This is a genomic window from Paenibacillus sp. MY03 (assembly GCF_002165585.1).
Classification (GTDB): domain Bacteria; phylum Bacillota; class Bacilli; order Paenibacillales; family Paenibacillaceae; genus Pristimantibacillus; species Pristimantibacillus agaridevorans.
Genome location: NZ_MXQD01000055.1, coordinates 69,414 through 87,742, shown reverse-complemented (window position 1 = coordinate 87,742; position 18,329 = coordinate 69,414). Strand labels below are relative to the sequence as shown.

General features: G+C 45.5%; 13 protein-coding genes. 2 read left to right on the top strand and 11 right to left on the bottom strand.

The window, feature by feature from the left end; all coding sequences use genetic code 11:
• Window positions 1–24: 24 nt before the first annotated feature.
• The 10 genes from B1748_RS30795 to B1748_RS30750 all read right to left on the bottom strand — a co-directional run bounded on the left by B1748_RS30795 (window position 25) and on the right by B1748_RS30750 (window position 15,544).
• Window positions 25–216, bottom strand: a complete 192-nt coding sequence (locus tag B1748_RS30795) for a hypothetical protein (RefSeq protein ID WP_087571790.1) — start codon at window positions 214–216, stop codon at window positions 25–27.
• A 35-nt stretch (window positions 217–251) separates the two neighbouring features.
• The gene (locus B1748_RS30790; protein ID WP_179215906.1) at window positions 252–2,219 is read right to left on the bottom strand and encodes an alpha-amylase family protein; all 1,968 of its coding nucleotides are present in this window, start codon (window positions 2,217–2,219) and stop codon (window positions 252–254) included.
• Window positions 2,220–2,245: 26 nt separating this feature from the next.
• On the bottom strand, window positions 2,246–6,019 hold the full coding sequence (locus tag B1748_RS30785; RefSeq protein WP_179215905.1) for a galactose-binding domain-containing protein: 3,774 nt from the start codon (window positions 6,017–6,019) through the stop codon (window positions 2,246–2,248).
• A gap of 81 nt (window positions 6,020–6,100) precedes the next feature.
• On the bottom strand, window positions 6,101–7,624 hold the full coding sequence (locus tag B1748_RS30780; protein ID WP_087571787.1) for an ABC transporter substrate-binding protein: 1,524 nt from the start codon (window positions 7,622–7,624) through the stop codon (window positions 6,101–6,103).
• Window positions 7,625–7,765: 141 nt separating this feature from the next.
• Window positions 7,766–9,463, bottom strand: a complete 1,698-nt coding sequence (locus B1748_RS30775; protein ID WP_087571786.1) for a ribulokinase — start codon at window positions 9,461–9,463, stop codon at window positions 7,766–7,768.
• A 14-nt stretch (window positions 9,464–9,477) separates the two neighbouring features.
• Window positions 9,478–11,826 (bottom strand): AraC family transcriptional regulator, encoded by a 2,349-nt coding sequence (locus B1748_RS30770; protein WP_087571785.1) that lies wholly within the window; start codon window positions 11,824–11,826, stop codon window positions 9,478–9,480.
• Between the two features lie 15 nt (window positions 11,827–11,841).
• Window positions 11,842–12,729 (bottom strand): carbohydrate ABC transporter permease, encoded by an 888-nt coding sequence (locus B1748_RS30765; RefSeq protein WP_087571784.1) that lies wholly within the window; start codon window positions 12,727–12,729, stop codon window positions 11,842–11,844.
• Window positions 12,730–12,746: 17 nt separating this feature from the next.
• Window positions 12,747–13,676, bottom strand: coding sequence for an ABC transporter permease (locus tag B1748_RS30760; protein WP_306299348.1), 930 nt, complete (start codon window positions 13,674–13,676; stop codon window positions 12,747–12,749).
• A 331-nt stretch (window positions 13,677–14,007) separates the two neighbouring features.
• The gene (secG, locus tag B1748_RS30755) at window positions 14,008–14,244 is read right to left on the bottom strand and encodes a preprotein translocase subunit SecG (RefSeq protein WP_087571782.1); all 237 of its coding nucleotides are present in this window, start codon (window positions 14,242–14,244) and stop codon (window positions 14,008–14,010) included.
• Between the two features lie 88 nt (window positions 14,245–14,332).
• Window positions 14,333–15,544, bottom strand: a complete 1,212-nt coding sequence (locus tag B1748_RS30750; RefSeq protein WP_256976049.1) for a YhgE/Pip domain-containing protein — start codon at window positions 15,542–15,544, stop codon at window positions 14,333–14,335.
• Window positions 15,545–15,695: 151 nt separating this feature from the next.
• Here B1748_RS30750 and B1748_RS30745 point away from each other — a divergent pair, with 151 nt between their 5' ends.
• Window positions 15,696–16,331 carry a TetR/AcrR family transcriptional regulator gene (locus B1748_RS30745; RefSeq protein ID WP_256976048.1) on the top strand — a complete coding sequence of 212 codons (636 nt, stop codon included), beginning with the start codon at window positions 15,696–15,698 and terminating at the stop codon, window positions 16,329–16,331.
• Between the two features lie 68 nt (window positions 16,332–16,399).
• On the top strand, window positions 16,400–16,711 hold the full coding sequence (locus tag B1748_RS30740) for a YbjQ family protein (protein ID WP_087571781.1): 312 nt from the start codon (window positions 16,400–16,402) through the stop codon (window positions 16,709–16,711).
• Window positions 16,712–16,896: 185 nt separating this feature from the next.
• Here B1748_RS30740 and eno read toward each other — a convergent pair whose 3' ends face one another.
• On the bottom strand, window positions 16,897–18,189 hold the full coding sequence (gene eno / locus B1748_RS30735; RefSeq protein WP_087571780.1) for a phosphopyruvate hydratase: 1,293 nt from the start codon (window positions 18,187–18,189) through the stop codon (window positions 16,897–16,899).
• Window positions 18,190–18,329 lie beyond the last annotated feature (140 nt).

Below are 18,329 nucleotides of genomic sequence, written 5' to 3'. Positions count from 1 at the left end.
GAGCATGGGAACATTAATGCAACGCTAGTGCCTGCGATCCATATAATTTGAAGCATGAATAGAAGAGATGACACCCGGCCCTTCTACATTGAGTATCGTTACTCTACTGCCAGCAAACAACTCCTGTTGTTCCGGATACTTGTCATATGGCCATGTACTGGAGCTTAATCTGCTTTGCTTCATACCGATTTCCGTTAATTGCTTCCAATCATACATTTACTTTTCCTCCTGACCCATTTGCCTCGCAATGGTTAATAATCCAACACAACAATCTGATGGCATTCTACTTTAGGAACTTTCATTTCAATCTGTGTATCTACTTGCACGAATGGTATTTCCTTCATTTCTGGTGCAAGATAGATGCGTTGGATGGGCTCCTTGACATGTACTTTGACATTCACATCATACAAAGGAGGCAGGTCGTCTATAACAAGCGTTCTTCCTCTTTGAATCGGAGTCGCATATAATAGATGCAGAACATATCTATCCTTCTCTGCTTGCTTAACAAAGCGGGCTCTACCCGAACTCGGCATATCCGCCTCCATAACATTATTTTTATAGATTAACTGTAATGCTTGTAAAAAATAATCCCGATGGAATTGAGCGCCATGGTCATAATAATTCCTGCAAACCGAATGCGCCAAATATACAACGTTGCCTTTTCGAATAACGCCCGGATGCTTCACGTCTAACTGATAGGGTGTATTCAAATGTGAACAATACTGTGCATAGGTTCTATTAAAATAAGGATCTAATACAGAAGCCAGCACTTCTCCCTCTGTCACCTCAATCAGCTCGGAACCTTCATAGAAAAGCACGGGACTATTCACAAGTCCGCTCCAAACCGAATCATGCAGCTGCAAATAGTCATTGTCATACTTGGATTTCCCCATATAGCTTCCGCCTATATCCACACAAAAATGCGTTTTCTCTTCATTGAGCCCACTTTGTCCTGTGAGCAGGAGACTTCCTCCTTGCAACATATAGGCTTGCAAACGTTCCGCTTGAAGTGGATTTAGCAAGATGCAATCAGGCAAAATAATCGTTTCAAAACGACTTAAATCCGCTGTGCTATCTGTCACAATGTCAAAATCATAATGTCCTTCAAGGAGCATTTTGACTAAGCCTTCATCGGACTTCACCTGCCCGGAGAGCATGATCCCTAACCTCGTTGTCTCCATCGTATCAAAGCACCACGGTTCAATTTGCTCCACATATTGATAAGCTTCACCGATCAGACGATAGGTCTCCATATCCATCTGACCTGAAGGATGAAGCTGATCTCCAATATTACAGCGGGCTCCATATGCCAATAACGAAGAAACTTCATAGCGAAGGGCATTTATTGATTTAAATCCTCCAAATTCCCCCCACGAGGTATGAAACTTACCTGTCATCCCCAAATAATCTTTGCCGCTTTGCGCAAAATATTTAGCCCTGGATGGCATCTTATCGTAGCCGCCCCAAGTCGTTGGCAGATCCTCTAATTCAAAGTGAGTTTGCCAATCATGCCACTCCGGCTCATATGGCGAAGCGCTGCCATTAAAAAATATAGAAGCATCCGGTTTCTTCTCAACGATGATCTCTGAACATCTGGACATAAATCGCTGCCATTTTAGCTTATGATATACTCTGGCGCTTACTTCGCTGTCAGGATCTAAACCTTCATGAATCATCCCTGTTCGGCAATTGTCGCACCAGCACAACGACCAGAAACAAATATCATAGAACAGCCCGTCCACTTCATATAAATTGCACACTTCTCTTGTTTGAGCATAAATGAATTCGGCATACTCTCCACTAGGGCATAAAAATTTCCAAGATACGCCTGGACGTTGATCTTCCGGCTTAGCAAGCGGATCTATGCCAATCGTTGTCACTGATCCATCCTGGTTTCTTACAACCCAATGTGGATGTTCTTCAGCATCATTAGCAGAAAATCCTACGGTGATATAGATCGGAGCCCGAACACCAATTTCATGAGCAGCCTCAATTTGTTGCTTCATTAAATCAAACTGCAAGTTTGGATGTACCTTGCCTACAGAAGTTGGATAATAGGACCAACCATGATGGCACTTGGCAAAAACAGTTATCGAGTTGACCTTGCCTAATTGCAGTGCCTGCTGAAATTGTTTCTTATCGAACTTCTCGCCTATATTAGGGATCCATTCTGAAGTATGAAAGTCCAGATGCACTTGTCTGCTAGCTAATCGCTTCATTAACAACATGACTCCTCGTAATTGGTTTAGTTGTTGACATATCTCGTATTTAAATAACTGATGATATGAATACGTTCCGCATCCGTGAGCACTTTATCATAGATAAAGATTTCTGTAATGTCTCCATGTATGGTTCCCGTACCGTTCTCGCCAAGCATAAATCCCGACCAGTTATTAGGATTTGTCTGCAATACAGGGCTGGCAGTATGATAATCATCTCTATAAATAAATCCGCGACCCTCAACCGAACTATACGAGTAGGCCCACCTTTGAAACACATCTATTGCATAATTGCCCCTCTTATACGTTGAGTTAGATGGTTCCATTCTAGTTGCGATGTCCGTACCTACATAAAGCCCACCGTTCTCATCCGTGTGCATGACAAATTCGCCCCAAGCGCCTGACGCATACATTTTTTGATTGTAATTTGCTAGCTCCGCAGGACGCAGCATGAAGATGATTGTAAAATCATCCATATTCCCCGTTAGACTGGAGATGGACATAAAATCGTTAACACCATCAAATCTAATAACAGGTCTGCCATTCACTTCATGATCAATCCATGCAGGCTTGTTGGATATATGACTCTGAATAGCATGGTTTCCATTTCCGGATAAATCCTGCCACGTACCTATGAAACCATTGGAATCTTTGATTACTCCGGCATCCGCTCTAAGCCAAAGCTTTAGATTACTTGCAGCAGGCGGATTGAACCCGCTATCGTAAACCTTAAAAGCATCAACAACCATTGCACTCCCGGATTTCATGACCCCCTTTATGGTATGAAGGCCATTCGCCAATTCGCCCGAAGAAAATATCGTTTGCTGAACCATCGATACCGGGCTATAACAACTGATCGTTTCTATATAGACACCATCAAGATAGATATCGATATCGCCGCGGTCCAAATACTTTTCACTTATTAAATCAATCCCGCTTCCAGTAAACGTAAACTCAAAATAGTCATTCAACGTATTCGTGTGATGAACATCATCCAAATAATTGCCATATCCACGTCCAGTGCTGTGCACCCATGAACCCGAATAATGAATTTCGGATCTGTCATTATTAACAGGAACATTAAATTCCGGATTATAGATCTTAACGGCATCTACAACCATAACAGTCCCTGTTCTTTTTACGCCTCTTAGCGTATGTTTCCCATTCACTAAATTTCTTTCAGAGAAAATCGTCTGATCCACCTGGGAACCTGAGCTTATATAACTGCTCACGGTTTCCTTGTAAATATCGTCTATATAGATGTCTATATCGCCACGATCCATATACTTCTCACTAATCAATTCAATGCCTGATCCCACAAAGGTTATTTCAAAGTAATCTCCATTGTCTGCCGTATAATGAACATCGTCTTTATAGTTGCCAAAGCCGCGTGAATCAGAATAATTCCAATTCCCGTTATAAATAATAGAAGGCGCAGTATCATTCACTTTTTGACTTAACTCATCCTCTGTACCGAAGACTTCCAAACTGCTAATGGCCATCTGCGTCCCCGCTTGACCGCTATTGTCCGGCTTGACCGCCTCAACCATGACATATCTTGCGGAAACAGGATTGAACACGGTCGTAATGGCGCCTCCCGTTCCGCTTGTTACACTGGCTGCCGTTGCATAGTTGGTTCCATCTATCGAAACCTTGATCTTGTATTCCGTGGCGTAGAGCGTTAGATCTGCCGAAGGGATTTGCGGGAACGTAACGATAACTTTATTAATATTTTTTACACTTCCCAGATTTACGACTTCTCTCCACTTCCATTGTCCGAATGCTTGAGCATAAGTGCTGTCATAACCGTCAACCGCTCGACATCCATCTGAACCCGGATGCACAGTCGCATAGGAATCATCCAAATAAAATGCATAACATGGTTTCTCAAAAGCCAAGTCGCCTATTGTTGACTCCGGCGGTGCAGGTAGCGGTGTATACGTATTCGATGTGATACCTGCGTTACTCACAATAGCTTGTGCAGAAGCAGGTCGTACACCGGAGTAATAGTTCGTATTGCTGATCGAAATCATTGTTCCGTTATTAATTATGTTTGTTGAATTCGTATAGTTATTATCGACCTTGATATGATTGATAGAAGACTGCCAAATATAGAGCCAATTTGCAGATCCCATATTTTCCACTACATTATTGATAATCTTAAGATAACCAGAACCCTCATCGGGATAAATTCCACCGTAGGAATTGTTCATATTCGTTATATAATTGCCTTCTATCACCGTATCAGGTTGTGTATTTAAAGTATAAATACCTCCACCATCACGCATTTTCTTCATATAATCACTTATTTTATTCCATGCAATCCGATTGGAGCCTAATGAGAACTCATCCCACATCACTCCACCCCAGCCATCCCATCCCATTGAAATGCCTGTATAGGGAATATTGCTGATGTCATTATGCTGTATATCGATTTGCTTGCCATAAAAAACAGTAATGGCTGGAGAAGACCAATATTCATTCGCTACATTCGAAATCAAGTTATTTCTGACTAAAATATTGCTGCACAAAGCTTCTTGTAAAGACGAATCGATATGTCGATGGTGCCAGGTTCCTATAATAACTGCATCTGCGGATACATCTGTAATTGTATTATTAATGATTTGAGAATCTTGTACATCGTTATCCATCTTTATGCCTGCTGCACCCAAATGTTTTAATCGATTGCTTTCGATTATGATTTGGTTCGCATGCTCGATATCTATTGCAGCAGAAGGCATCACTCCATTCGTGGTGAATACGGTTTGATCCACCTCGTTTATCCAAAAACTAGCCTGAAGCGGCGCTACTCCTTGAGTAGAGGCTCTTAATTCAGTCGTATGAGCAAAAGTTAAGCCTTGAATGGTAATATGGTTGGCCTGCGAAGTAATTGATGCGCCTTTAATTGATAAGAGAGTCGTCACATCATCGTTCGGAATATACGCTTCTAAGGCATTCATATCCTCTCCCGGCTTAGGCCAGTAATAGAGCGTAGAAGTCGTTTGATTGAAATACCACTCACCCGCTTCGTCCAACAATTCTTTTGCATTTTCAATATAAAACGGGTCCGTTATGGCAATGGTATTGAAGCTGGCATTCATCGTCATAGCCCAATCAAAATAGGGTTGCTTCATCAGGATAATTTTCTCTCCAGCGGCTCCATCTATAATCTGTGCTACCGGCAGACGAGTATTGACCCACTCTCGCTTCCAATTAATTTCAACATCACTAGCATTATCATATATATCTACTACACTACCATTCACGATAAAGCCATCAATCTTAGATGAAGCGTCATAATGATAGCCTAAAGCCGTATTCAAAGTCGAAGTTTGAGCGCGTTGTGCGCGTTCCCCGTTGACATAAAGCTGTCGGAAATTCGACACCGAAGATACTGTTGCTTTATAAATCCCGCCTGAATCCAGTGTCCAACCTGTTACCGCAACCCCTCCTGTAAGCACAGGAGCTTCTGTCTGATAAGCCCTGTAGATAACCTGATATCCATTTGTACCGGAATCAAGCTCATTAAGCTGAATCGTATCGTCCAGCTGGTACGTGCCTCCGCGAAGATAAACAATAATATCTCCTGTCATATTCCGATTGATCATTCGTACAGCATCCCTGGCCTTCTGAATCGTTTGGAAGGGAGCGCTCAACGTACCAGGGTTACTGTCACTGCCTGAAGGCGAAACATAAAAGGTCGCCTGAGCGGAAGCGCTAACATGAGTGTCCTGTATCGGAAAGATATTCAAGGTGAACATAAATAGTCCAATCAACATACCCGCCATCCACTTTTTCACAGTCGAATCAGACTCCTTCTCTGATATAATCATCAGTCTGAGCGCTTTTATGGCCCAGACTGATTACCATGCATCCTAATGTTATTTACTTCCTAACCATAGATCCAATTGTTTCTGCTTTTCAGCAATAATCTTATCCGATCCTGCTTCTTTTAGTTTGGCAATAAACTCGTCTAATACAACCGCCGGATCCACACTGCCTGTATCCAACGCTTTTGCATATTGCGAAACTACCGTGTTTACTTGCGCCAATTCTGTTTTTACATTTTCAGGATCGAAACTGAATCCCAGGATCGGAGAAATATCAGCGCTTAGATTCATTTCCTCTGTTTTTTCCCATGCGCCAACTTGAGCAGGATCCGTGTAATAACTATTAAATTGATTGCCGAACATCCAATCTGTCAATGGATTATAGCCTGTGTTATCCGGATTTTTTTGTATCAAATTCTCAGAGACTTTTGTATAATGCACACCTTCAATACCATGACAGATGAGGTTATAAAGCTCTTTATTTGTATTAATGAGTTCTAAAAACATCATGGCACGTTCCGGATTTTTGGATGTTTTGCTAATCGCTGTCATGGTTCCATTTGCTTTATTCGTTGTGATCAATGCTTTCGTCAAGGACTTAGCCAAGACAGGCTGACCCCATTTCGCTTCGTCTTCAATTTCAACGCCCGGCTTAATCGGATAAGAAATTACTCCAGCGAATGATCCCGACTTCAGAATTTCATTAGAAAACGATAGTGTAGATTGATCCTTACGAATTAGCCCCTTGTTATACCATGAATGCATGAGCTCAACGAATTCTCTATATTCATCAGATTCAAATTGATTAAATACGGTTAACTTGTCATCATGAATACGAATGACCCCTGGACTTCCATCATCTCCAATGTTGTCGAACCCATCAATTGCACTGCCAGGCACAAAAATATACGGACTATTCTCTTCGCCTTCCGACACCTGCGTTAAAAACGGCTCTAAATCGGCTACTTTTTGAATGCTATCCATATTCAAGTTGTATTTATCCGCTAAGTCTTTTCTTATCTCAATGCCAACTTGTCCCGCAACAATCTGCCAGTTGATCGCACCGTAGATTTGTCCTCCGACTTTTGCCGCGTCCCATATTTTATCGGGAACGGTGCTCTTCAGAGTTGGCGCATATTGCTCTAGCAAATCATCTAAAGGGAGATAGGCGCCTTTAGAAATACCTTGATAAAAGTTGCCTACCCACGGTGCAACAAATGCCAAATCGAACTCATCTCCGCCAGCCTGCATCACATTCAGTTTTTGCGTGTAGCTGGCCCAATCAATCGTGATCAGCTTGATCGTTGCATTAATTTCTTCCTTCGTAATCTTATTCATTGCTTCTTGAATAAGCGCAACATCCTTCTGAGGCGTGCCGGGATAGTACCATGTTAATTCTACAGGCGGAAGCGCAGAAGGTTCTGACTTTGACTCACCGTTTGACTCAGTTGCGTTGTGCTTTGGCGAATTTGTAGATGCTTCGGAACCTGTATTCTTTGCCCCTGCACAGGCCGTTAGTGCCAGTGTTAAACAAATCATTAACACTAACGATACAATATTCATCTTTCTAAACATTCAAGACCAACCTCCCATTTTTTTGCAATATACTCCGGATTTGTTCCGGTGTTTTATTTTTAGCTGTATTTGTAACGTAAGACAAACCTAAAAATAAAAGAATCATGCAATATCTAGCGACGTAACACATTCAAAAATGAATCATTTTATTAAAAGGAAGGGATTCCCCGTCTGCTCCTTGATCGCCTTCAGGCGCTTCATCACGTCGTTGGCGCCGCGGCCGAAATAGTCGTGCAGCGCGTAGTACTCCGCGTACAGCTTGTCGTAGACCGCGACGTTCGCCGGAATCGGCTTATACGTCTCCTCGCGGACGCGGGCCATCCGCTCGGCGGCTTCGACGATGCTGTCGTAGCCGCCGCGCTCCGCGCCAGCCGCGACAGCGCCGAACATGGCCGCGCCAAGCGCCGGAGTCTGCTTCGACGCCGCAACCTTGATCTCGCGGTTCGTGACGTCCGCGTAGATTTGCATCAGCAGCGCGTTTTTCTGCGGCAGACCGCCGCAAGCGTACAGCTCGCTGACTTCAATGCCGCTATTGTGAAACGCTTCCACGATCTTGCGCGTGCCGAATGCCGTTGCTTCAAGCAACGCGCGATACACTTCCCACGGCTTCGTCAGCAGCGTCATGCCCAGCATGACGCCCGTCAAGTCGGTGTCGACCAGCACCGAGCGGTTGCCGTTCCACCAGTCGAGCGCGACAAGGCCGGACTGTCCCGGTACAAGCTCGGATGCTTTGCGTGTCAAATACACATGCACATTCTCGTCGGCCGCCTCCGCTTCCTTCAACATATAAGCGGGCACGGCCTCCTCCACATACCATTCGAAAATATCGCCAACTGCCGACTGACCCGCTTCATAACCGAAGTAACCGGGAATGATGCCGTCCTCGACGACGCCGCACATGCCCTCGACTTCCCGCTCTTCGTCGCCAAGCAACAAATGGCAAATCGAGGTGCCCATCGCCATGACCAGCTTGCCGGGAGTCACGACGCCAACAGCCGGCACCGCCGCATGCGCGTCCACATTGCCGACGGCAACGGCCGTTCCTGCGGCAAGCCCCATACGCGAAGCCATCTCCGGCGTCAGCTCGCCGGCTTTGGTGCCGAGCGGCACGACCTCGCCGCGCAGCTTCGTTTCCGTCAGATTCGCAAGGCGCGGATCCAGCGCCTGCAGGAACGCTGCATTCGGGTAGCCGTCCGTTTTGTGCCAGATCGCCTTGTAACCCGCCGTGCAGCTGTTGCGGACGATGCGGCCCGTCATCTGGCCGATGACCCAATCGGTCGCTTCAACGAATTGATCGGCCCGGTCGTAGATGTCCGGAGCCTCGTTCAAAATCTGGAACACCTTGGCGAACATCCACTCCGAGGAGATTTTGCCGCCGTAACGCGCCAGCCACTTCTCGCCCCTGCTTGAAGCAAGCTCATTGATCCGATTCGCTTCCTCCTGCGCGGCATGGTGCTTCCACAGCTTCACCCAGCTATGAGGGTTGATCTTCAACTCGTCGATCAGGCACAACGGCGTGCCGTTCTCGTCGATCGGCAGCATTGTGCAAGCCGTGAAGTCGATGCCGATCCCAATCACGTCCTCCGCGCTAACCCCGGATTCCTTCATAACGGCCGGCACGGACTGCTCAAGCACCTCCAGATAATCGAGCGGATGCTGCAGCGCCCAGTCATGTCCCAGCTTGATGCCGGATACCGGCAATTGCTCATCAATGACATGATGACGATAAGGCGTCACATGCTCCGCGACTTCTTCCCCGTTCGACAGCTTCACCAGCACCGCACGGCCGGACTGCGTTCCGTAATCCACGCCGATGGCGTATTTGTCTCTTCCGTCCATGTTCCCGTCTCCTTCTACTTTTTATTCAGATGCCTTTTTCTGTAATCACTTACGGAAACGCCTATTTTCTTTTTGAACATTGTGTAAAAGTAACTTTTATTTTCAATTCCGACTTTATCCATAATCCCTGCTACCGGTAAATCCGAATGCTGCATTTCTTTAATAACTTGCTGAATTCTTACTTCATTAATATAGTCGGATACCGATTGCCCCATGGCATCTCGAAATACTTTTCCCAAATACACTTTGGACATTTTAATTTCTTCAGCAATGACGTTTAAACTCAGATTAGGATCCCGATATCGCTCCTCAATAATTCGGACTACATTATCGATAATGAGTTGTCCACGTCCTTCGTTTTTGAGCGCCACACCAGCAACAATTTTTTTGAATAGTAGAACAAACCGTATTTTCACTTCATCTAATGTGTCAGCTTCAGTAATTTCTTTCGTGAAATATTCATAATCGATATCAAATTTAGCGACGCTATTGTTTTGAAGCGTCATCGTTCGATTATTAAGCACATAAATAAAATGAGTTAGTGCCGATATGATCTGCTTGTAGGTGCCCGACTTCAACAAAAGAAGCATTTCATCAAAAGACTGGATCACTTCGTTGAAGCTGCCTCGAGTTAACTCGGCCAGTATCTTCTCTTCCAAAGCCACTATCGTTGCCTCATGCTGAAATTCTGAAACAGGCAGCATACTTTTATGAATGACGCTTTGATAACCATAAATAAATCGATATTTAATGAGATGCTGCAAATCAAAATACTCATTATTTACTTCAGTAATATCCTTTTGGTAGCCTCCAATTGCAAATGTAAGCGATATCTTCAAATGCAGCTCAGACCAACATTGCAGTTGCTTCAACAGTTCCTTCATATTCACCAAATACCGCTCTTCAGAGATTTCCTCCGGATTGACAAGGATTACCATATGCTCGCCTTCCAGATCGACAATCTCAAGCCGCTCATAATGTCCCAGAATTTCACCAGAGACATTCTGAATCGCATAACGAAGCAACGATTGATCATTTCGGGAAAATGTCTGATTCAACTTGTCATAATGATCGATTTGCAATAAAATGACCGAGTAGCATCGCTCTGTATCAATACGTATTTGATTATCCAGAAAGGATGAAGAGAGCGAGTGAAAGGACAACTCACCATTATAGGTCAAATAATTTCGCAATACTTCTGACTTGCGATGTTGTTTCACTTCTGAATCCAAATATTTATTTCTTTGGAACGTTGCTGCAAACGATTCAGAGAGAAAAGCCAGTTCCCCTTGGTTTCCGGTTTGCTCCTTTGTCTTAGTCAAATGAGTCACTCTTCCTACTAATTGCCGAATCGGACTTGCGACCTGACGCGACACCAAAAATGCCGATAGAAGTCCCACAACCAACACACTGCTGCAAACCATGATGGTTATCCATTTGATTTTATATAAGGGCGCATAGATTTGCTCAAAGGATACGACCTCAATAAATTTCCAACCTAATGGATCAGATGTAACGTAAGTGACCATCATTTCTTTTCCATCTTTATAGAGTTGCGTCTTAAAGTTTCCGGAATTTGAATCCGATAGTCGAACCTTGTCGATAAAATCATTTTGGAACTTGGTATTTTCTTCTATACCTTCATCCGAACTAACAATGATTTCGCCCTGTTCATCTACAATAAACAAATGACTGTGATCCGTTTGGTCCTTCGAAAGCAAAGATCTGATTATATTTTTCAAATATTCCGCCTTAATATTCAGTACAACCGCACCCTGAACTTCATGATCCGCAGACTGCAAATCGTAAATGATGTATGTGAATACGTCTACTTCATCGTTCTGTAAGACACCATTCAAACTAAGCTTTGTCGAGCGCGGAATAGGCATTAGTCTTCTATTTTCTACGACCTGCTGCCTCATAAGCTCACTGATCTCCTGATCAAAAAACTGATCATTTGTTATAGCTACATCCATACCGACTGTAGACATATACATATCCATCTTCTTGTTATAAACATAAATAGAATAGATGAAAGAGTTCGTGTCCGCCCACGTTCTTAGCTGACTCACGCCCTGCAGAATATCGACATAATCAATCTGCTTCTGATACATGTACTGAATGACATTCGCGTTATTAAACAATGTATATGCCGTATTCCTCACCGAATCGTGCATGTAATCTGCACTATAACTAACCTGGGATAACGTTTTTTGACTCATATTCTCAACGGTTTGACTCATTACCTTATCGACACTATAGTAAATAGCTATAGAGATCATTGAAATGATGAGTACAAATACAATAGATAACGATAAGAGCATTCTTGCAAAATAGGAACGCGGCAAACTCCATCTCTTCATCCTTCTATCGACCCCCTAACCTTTTACAGAGCCAATTGTAATTCCTCTCACAAAATAGCGTTGAATAGATAAAAATACGATCGTCATTGGAGCTACAGTGATGACAACAGTCGCCATCTTCAACGACTCAGTGGGCATAATCGTATTAATCGTCTGTCCCCCGACTCGACTAAGACTTGCAACTTCTATAGCATTTCGTAGTATGTTATATAACAAATATTGTAAAGGGAGCTTCACCCGATCATCGATAAAGAGCAATGCCTGAAACCAATCATTCCAGTAACTCATCACCAAAAACAAGCCGATTGTGGCAAAGACAGGTGTCGACAGAGGCACCATGATTGAAAAAAATATTCGGTACTCTCCTGATCCTTCAATGCGCGCCGCCTCGATTAATGCCTCGGGAACTTGAACAAAGAAGGTACGCATGATCAATACATTCCACGCATTAACCATTAGAGGCAAAATCAAAGCCAACAACGATCCTTTTAAATCATATACATTGGCAACCAATATATAGTAAGGAACAAGCCCCCCATTAAACAACATGGTAAAGAACACATAAAAGTTCAAAGGATTTCTCAAAATAAATTCTTTGCGAGATAAAGTATACGCTAGCAATGATGTAATAAGTAATCCGCCAACAGTTCCGGTTACCGTTACCGCAATTGTGACCCCATAAGCACGCAACAAATCTTCTGGATGTTGAAAAAGAAATTGGTAGGCAGTCCAGCTGAAATTTCGAGGAAATAATTGAAATCCCTCTTTGATAATCGTCATTTCATCTGTTACTGAGGAAGAAATAATAATTACAAATGGCATGATGCAACATATTGCAAGTAGAATTAATAGAGCAGATATCATTATTCGCGGTATATACGTATATACCCTCTTTGAATTCACAATAAATAACCCCCTATTTAAAATAATGCATTCTCATTATCTAATTTTCTAACTGCATAATTGGCTAGAAGCACCAGTGTAAAGCCAACAACGGACTGATAGAATCCTGCAGCAGAAGCCATGCCAACATCCCCTGTAACTTGAAGTGTACGGAAGACATAAGTGTCAATAACATCAGTAACGGGAAGAAGAAGTCCGGATTGATTTGTCAAAAAATAAAATAAACCAAAATCCGCATAGAAAATTTTCCCAATCGCCAAGATCGTTAAAATGATTACAACCGGTCTAATATGAGGTAATGTAATATAGAAGACCTGTCTCCACTTATTGGCTCCATCTATGTCTGCCGCTTCATAGTACTCTCGATTAATGCCAAGAATAGATGCCAAATAGATGATGGAATTGAATCCAACCCCTTTCCAGGCACTAATAATGACTAAAATAAATGGCCAATAGGTGCCATCCGTGTACCAATCCACAGGCCTCAGATTCATGCTCTCTAAAATCGGATTCAATAGTCCATTTTGTGCATTAAATAACGCATAGGTGAACGACGAAACGACAACCCATGAAATAAAATACGGTATGATATAACTAGACTGAAGAACGCCACGAAACAACTTGTTGGATATTTCATTCAATAATAATGCCAATGCTATGGCCATAATAGTTCCGCTTATAATAAATAATGAATTGTAAAATAACGTATTCCTGGTAATAGACCATGCAGCGCCTGACGAAAATAAAAACTCAAAGTTTCTTAATCCCGCCCACTCGCTTCCAATAATACCCTGCTCATAGTTGTAATTCTTGAATGCAATTAAAATGCCAAACATAGGTCCGTAAGAAAAAGCTAATAAAAACAATACACCAGGAAGTGCCATCGTCATTAAGGGCGAATTTTTTTTCATTCGTTTCACAACAGATGTTATACTGATCATTTGCATAACTTGATCCCCCATTTTTCTTCAAACTATGAATAGTTCTCCGTCCTCCTCGAACTGATCCATGTCCTCATCCTATCGCCGAACAAAGCCGCAGTTAAAGAAGAAAAGACCAGAAAACTCATGATTTATAAACATCGCTTCCTCTAAAATGAAACCATTCTATTAAAAAATAAAGAAATCCGCTTAAAGCGGAATATTTCTCATCGAATATTATGTTACTTTCACGGTGAATCATTCATGGACGAACTGTCGCGCTTTGCTTGGCAATCCGTCCACACAAAAAAAAGAAGACGGGGTAAACCCCCGTCTTCATCTTACTAAACATCTTATGTTATTGATTGACGAAATAAGAAACGATCAGCGCCAAAATGAAAAACCCGGCTGCCAACGCAACAGTCAGACGTTGCAGGAACAAGTCCAGGCCACGCGCCTTCTGCTTGCCGAACAGGTGCTCTGCACCGCCCGTAATCGCTCCGGACAACCCGGCGCTCTTACCCTTTTGCAACAATACGACTGCGATCAAGCCGACCGAGAAAATAACGAGCAGGATCTTCAATGCGATATCCATTCCATCCACCTCCAGCGTACCACTCCGTAAAAACACATAAATCGATTTTACCATAGCTGTTCACAATTTACAATAGGACGGGCCCGGCTTACGAAGATGCAGATGCAGCCAGCTCAGCTCCGCTTGAGACCTTCTGCGGCTTCAGCACGGAGAGCAGCAGTACGATCAGGCTTCCCGCGCTGATCCAGAATAGCGCAGCCGTCGACTCGTTCCATTCGAAACCGTTGCCGAAGAAAAACAATTCCCGTAAGCCGTCGACCATGAACCGCATCGGCAACCACGAATGAATCCAGTCCCGGTAGAAGCCGTTCATAAATTCTGCCGGCAGCGCGAGAAGCGGAGCGCCGAAAAACAAAAGGAGCACGAACAGTACGATGCCCCGGATTCCCGTCCACGACAGGATGGCGGAGATCATCAGGAAAAACGCCAGGATCGAAAACGATATAAACAATCCCATCTCGGCCATGTTCGGGACGTCCAAATCCAGAAAACGGTCCGCAAGCCAGGTGACCAGAAATCCCGATAATAGCGCGAGAACGACGCCGACTCCCGCTTGGATCAGCCGGTCTGCGAGCTTGCTTCTTCTTGAGGAAGCGGAAGCCACTGCTTTGCCAACCACGAGCGTGCTGATGGCAGCGCCAGCGATGCTAGCCATCCAGATCGGCTGGAACAACGATACCGGCGCATTGCCTCTGGCCGCGTTCTTCCCTGTCTCGTTTACGTTGGTGATCTGAGCCAATATAGGCGAAGCAACAATCGCCGCCTGGGAAGGCTTAAGCGTCGCCCCGCTCGCTTCAAGCTCTTGCAGCAGCCCCGCGCTAATCGTTGCGTTAAGCTTTCCGACCATGCCGCTCACCATTTGAGTGACCATATTGGCGGCCGTCGCGTTCATGCCCTGGTTAACCAGCACTTCGATTTCCGGTTGCTGAGGTGCCGGAGATCTGAGCGATGCCTGCTTCGCGCTGAAATCTGCCGCAATGATCATTGCCCCGTAATAGTCGCGGTTATCCATGCCTTCCCTGGCAGCCTCGGCCGATTCGAGCTGCACCCACTTGACAGGCGATGCCTCGCCTTCGGCAGCCTTACCGGAGGCTTGTTTCATTTGTTCGACAAGCTGGTCTCCCATATTAACCGCCGTACCGTCCGGCAACGCAGCCCCTTCATCCAGATTGACGATGGCGATCGGCAGCAAGACAGGTTTCATCGTCGCCGACGGATACAACGCCAGAACGAAAATAAACAAAACCAGCATGGCGATCAACGGCAATGCGAGAAACAATTTGTTTTTAAACACCTGCATGTCGGCACTCTCCTTTACCTTTTCTTAAATAAACACCGTGTTGATTAATATTCACACTGTAGATTATAATGATTTTAGTCTTATGTACAATAATCAAGTTTCTGCGAAATGCCGCATACTAAACAAATCGGCGAATACTGTTTAGGAGGGCTTGCCTCTGAGCGAAAACATACCGACGCCGGACAGGCGCGTGCTGCGTACGAAACGGGTCATTCGAGACGCGCTGACGGCGCTAATGGAGGAGAAGGGCTTCGACGGCATTACGGTAAAGGATCTGACGGAGAGGGCAGATATTAACCGCGGTACGTTCTACATTCATTACCGGGACAAATACGACTTGCTGGAGCAGAGCGAAGCGGAAATCATCGGAGTCATCGAATCGATGGCGGCCGAGGGGTTCCAGAACGCGGTGCAAGGCAAGTGGATCAATAACAACGGAGCGATCGATCCGTCTCCGTTCGTGCGCAAGCTATTTGTCTATCTGCAGGAAAACGCGCCATTTATGCGCGTCATCCTTGGGGCGGGTGGAGATCCTTCCTTCCAGAAACGGCTCAGGGAAGTGATCCGGCAGCGTGCTCTGCCTATTCTGACGAGCTCAGGAGGGGAAGTGCTCGTTCCGGCCGATTACCTGACCGCTTACGTCAGCTCCGCCCACCTCGGAGTTATTCAGAACTGGCTGGATAACGGCATGGACTTGCCTCCGGAGCAGATGGCCGATATCCTGTCCAAGTTGACACTGCTTGGCCCGGGACATGTAGCCGGCATTACGCGCAAGAAAGAAACGTAAGCAGCTATTGTCGCGTACTAACAAATATTCAAACTGGGCAACATACCACTAATTAGGAGGCAAACAAAATGATCATTACAACAACTTCAACGATTGAGGGACATCCGGTCAGACAATATCTTGGCGTGGTTACGGGAGAAGTGATTATGGGGGCGAACGTGTTCCGGGACTTCATGGCCTCGATCACCGATATTGTAGGAGGACGTTCGGGCGCATATGAGTCCAAGCTGCAAGAGGCGCGCGACTCCGCATTCCAGGAGATGATTCAGAAGGCATCCCGTTTGGGCGCCACCGCCATCATCGGCTGCGACATCGACTACGAGGTCATCCGCGACGGCATGCTGATGGTCGCTGTCAGCGGTACAGCTGTATTGGTGTAAGCGGCCTATACTTGTTAAGGACAGCGGTCCGCAAGGATATACGAATGCTCTGTTCGTTCCATAAGAGTTGTACGAAAAAACGCCTGCCGGCCTCCTCTGATCGAGGAAGTCGACAGGCGTTGTTGTTTGCGCGTTTACGAGACGCGTTTATTCAAAGGACAAGGCGGCGCAGGGCCGCACTCGTCTTATTTGAAGCTTTTCAGGTTGTAGAACGCCGCTTTGCCGCCGTATTGAGCTGTCGAGCCGAGTTGGTCCTCGATGCGAAGCAATTGGTTGTACTTCGCTACGCGGTCCGTACGGGATGGCGCGCCTGTTTTGATCTGGCCGGCATTCGTAGCAACGGCGATGTCTGCAATCGTGCTGTCTTCGCTTTCGCCGGAACGGTGGGAAATAACCGCCGTGTAACCAGCGCGTTTAGCCATCTCGATCGCGTCGAATGTCTCAGTCAGCGTACCGATTTGGTTCACTTTAACAAGGATGGAGTTGCCCACGCCTTGCTCGATGCCGGAGGACAGACGCTCTGTGTTCGTTACGAACAGATCGTCGCCAACAAGTTGGACTTTGCCGCCCAGCTTCTCGGTGAGAAGCTTCCAGCCATCCCAGTCGTCTTCGGAACAGCCGTCTTCGATCGATACGATTGGGTATTTCTCAACCCACGATGCAAGGAGGTCAACGAACTCGGCAGGCGTGAAGGATTTGCCTTCTCCGGCCAGTACGTATTTGCCGTCCTTAAAGAATTCAGTGGAAGCAACGTCCATGCCCAGGAATACGTCAACGCCTGGCTTGTAGCCTGCGCGCTCGATCGCGGAGATGATCGTTGTGATTGCTTCTTCGTTGGAGCCCAGGTTCGGAGCGAAGCCGCCTTCGTCGCCTACAGCCGTGTTAAGACCTTTGTCATGCAGAACGGCTTTCAGGTTGTGGAAGATTTCCGCGCCGATACGAAGAGCTTCTTTGAAGTCGGAAGCGCCAACCGGCAGAACCATAAACTCTTGCACGTCGATGTTGTTGTCGGCATGCTCGCCGCCGTTGATGATGTTCATCATCGGTACCGGCAATGTTTTCGCGTTAAATCCGCCCAGGTATGTGTACAGAGGAACGTCCAGAGCGTCGGCAGCAGCGCGGGCTACAGCCATGGAAACAGCCAGAATCGCGTTAGCGCCCAGGTTCGCTTTGTTCGGCGTTCCGTCCAGTTGGATCATCTTGCGGTCGATCGCGACTTGGTCAAGCGCGTCCAGGCCGATGATTTCCGGAGCGATAATCGTGTTTACGTTATCGACGGCTTTCGTTACGCCTTTGCCGAGGTAACGGGATTTGTCGCCATCGCGAAGCTCAACGGCTTCGTAAGCGCCAGTGGAAGCGCCGGATGGCACGATCGCGCGGCCTTTGCCGCCGGATTCCAGGGCTACTTCAACTTCTACAGTCGGATTCCCGCGGGAATCCAGCACTTCGCGTGCGTATACGTCAACGATAATAGACATATTCAATACACTCCTTTTCGATTAACCATATTGGGCAGCACATTTCTTTACCACAATAGAATTTATAAGTTTTCGAGAAATCGAAAACCGATATTCTATTTGGCGATAAAAACTTCATCTAAACGCGGTCGCTCTTCCTC

Bases quoted from the DNA above. Each gene is read 5' to 3' on its own strand.
- B1748_RS30795 (WP_087571790.1), bottom strand. From the start codon at position 216: ATGTATGATTGGAAGCAATTAACGGAAATCGGTATGAAGCAAAGCAGA.
- B1748_RS30790 (WP_179215906.1), bottom strand. From the start codon at position 2,219: ATGAAGCGATTAGCTAGCAGACAAGTGCATCTGGACTTTCATACTTCA.
- B1748_RS30780 (WP_087571787.1), bottom strand. From the start codon at position 7,624: ATGTTTAGAAAGATGAATATTGTATCGTTAGTGTTAATGATTTGTTTA.
- B1748_RS30775 (WP_087571786.1), bottom strand. From the start codon at position 9,463: ATGGACGGAAGAGACAAATACGCCATCGGCGTGGATTACGGAACGCAG.
- B1748_RS30770 (WP_087571785.1), bottom strand. From the start codon at position 11,826: ATGAAGAGATGGAGTTTGCCGCGTTCCTATTTTGCAAGAATGCTCTTA.
- B1748_RS30760 (WP_306299348.1), bottom strand. From the start codon at position 13,676: ATGCAAATGATCAGTATAACATCTGTTGTGAAACGAATGAAAAAAAAT.
- secG (WP_087571782.1), bottom strand. From the start codon at position 14,244: ATGGATATCGCATTGAAGATCCTGCTCGTTATTTTCTCGGTCGGCTTG.
- B1748_RS30750 (WP_256976049.1), bottom strand. From the start codon at position 15,544: ATGCAGGTGTTTAAAAACAAATTGTTTCTCGCATTGCCGTTGATCGCC.
- B1748_RS30740 (WP_087571781.1), top strand. From the start codon at position 16,400: ATGATCATTACAACAACTTCAACGATTGAGGGACATCCGGTCAGACAA.
- eno (WP_087571780.1), bottom strand. From the start codon at position 18,189: ATGTCTATTATCGTTGACGTATACGCACGCGAAGTGCTGGATTCCCGC.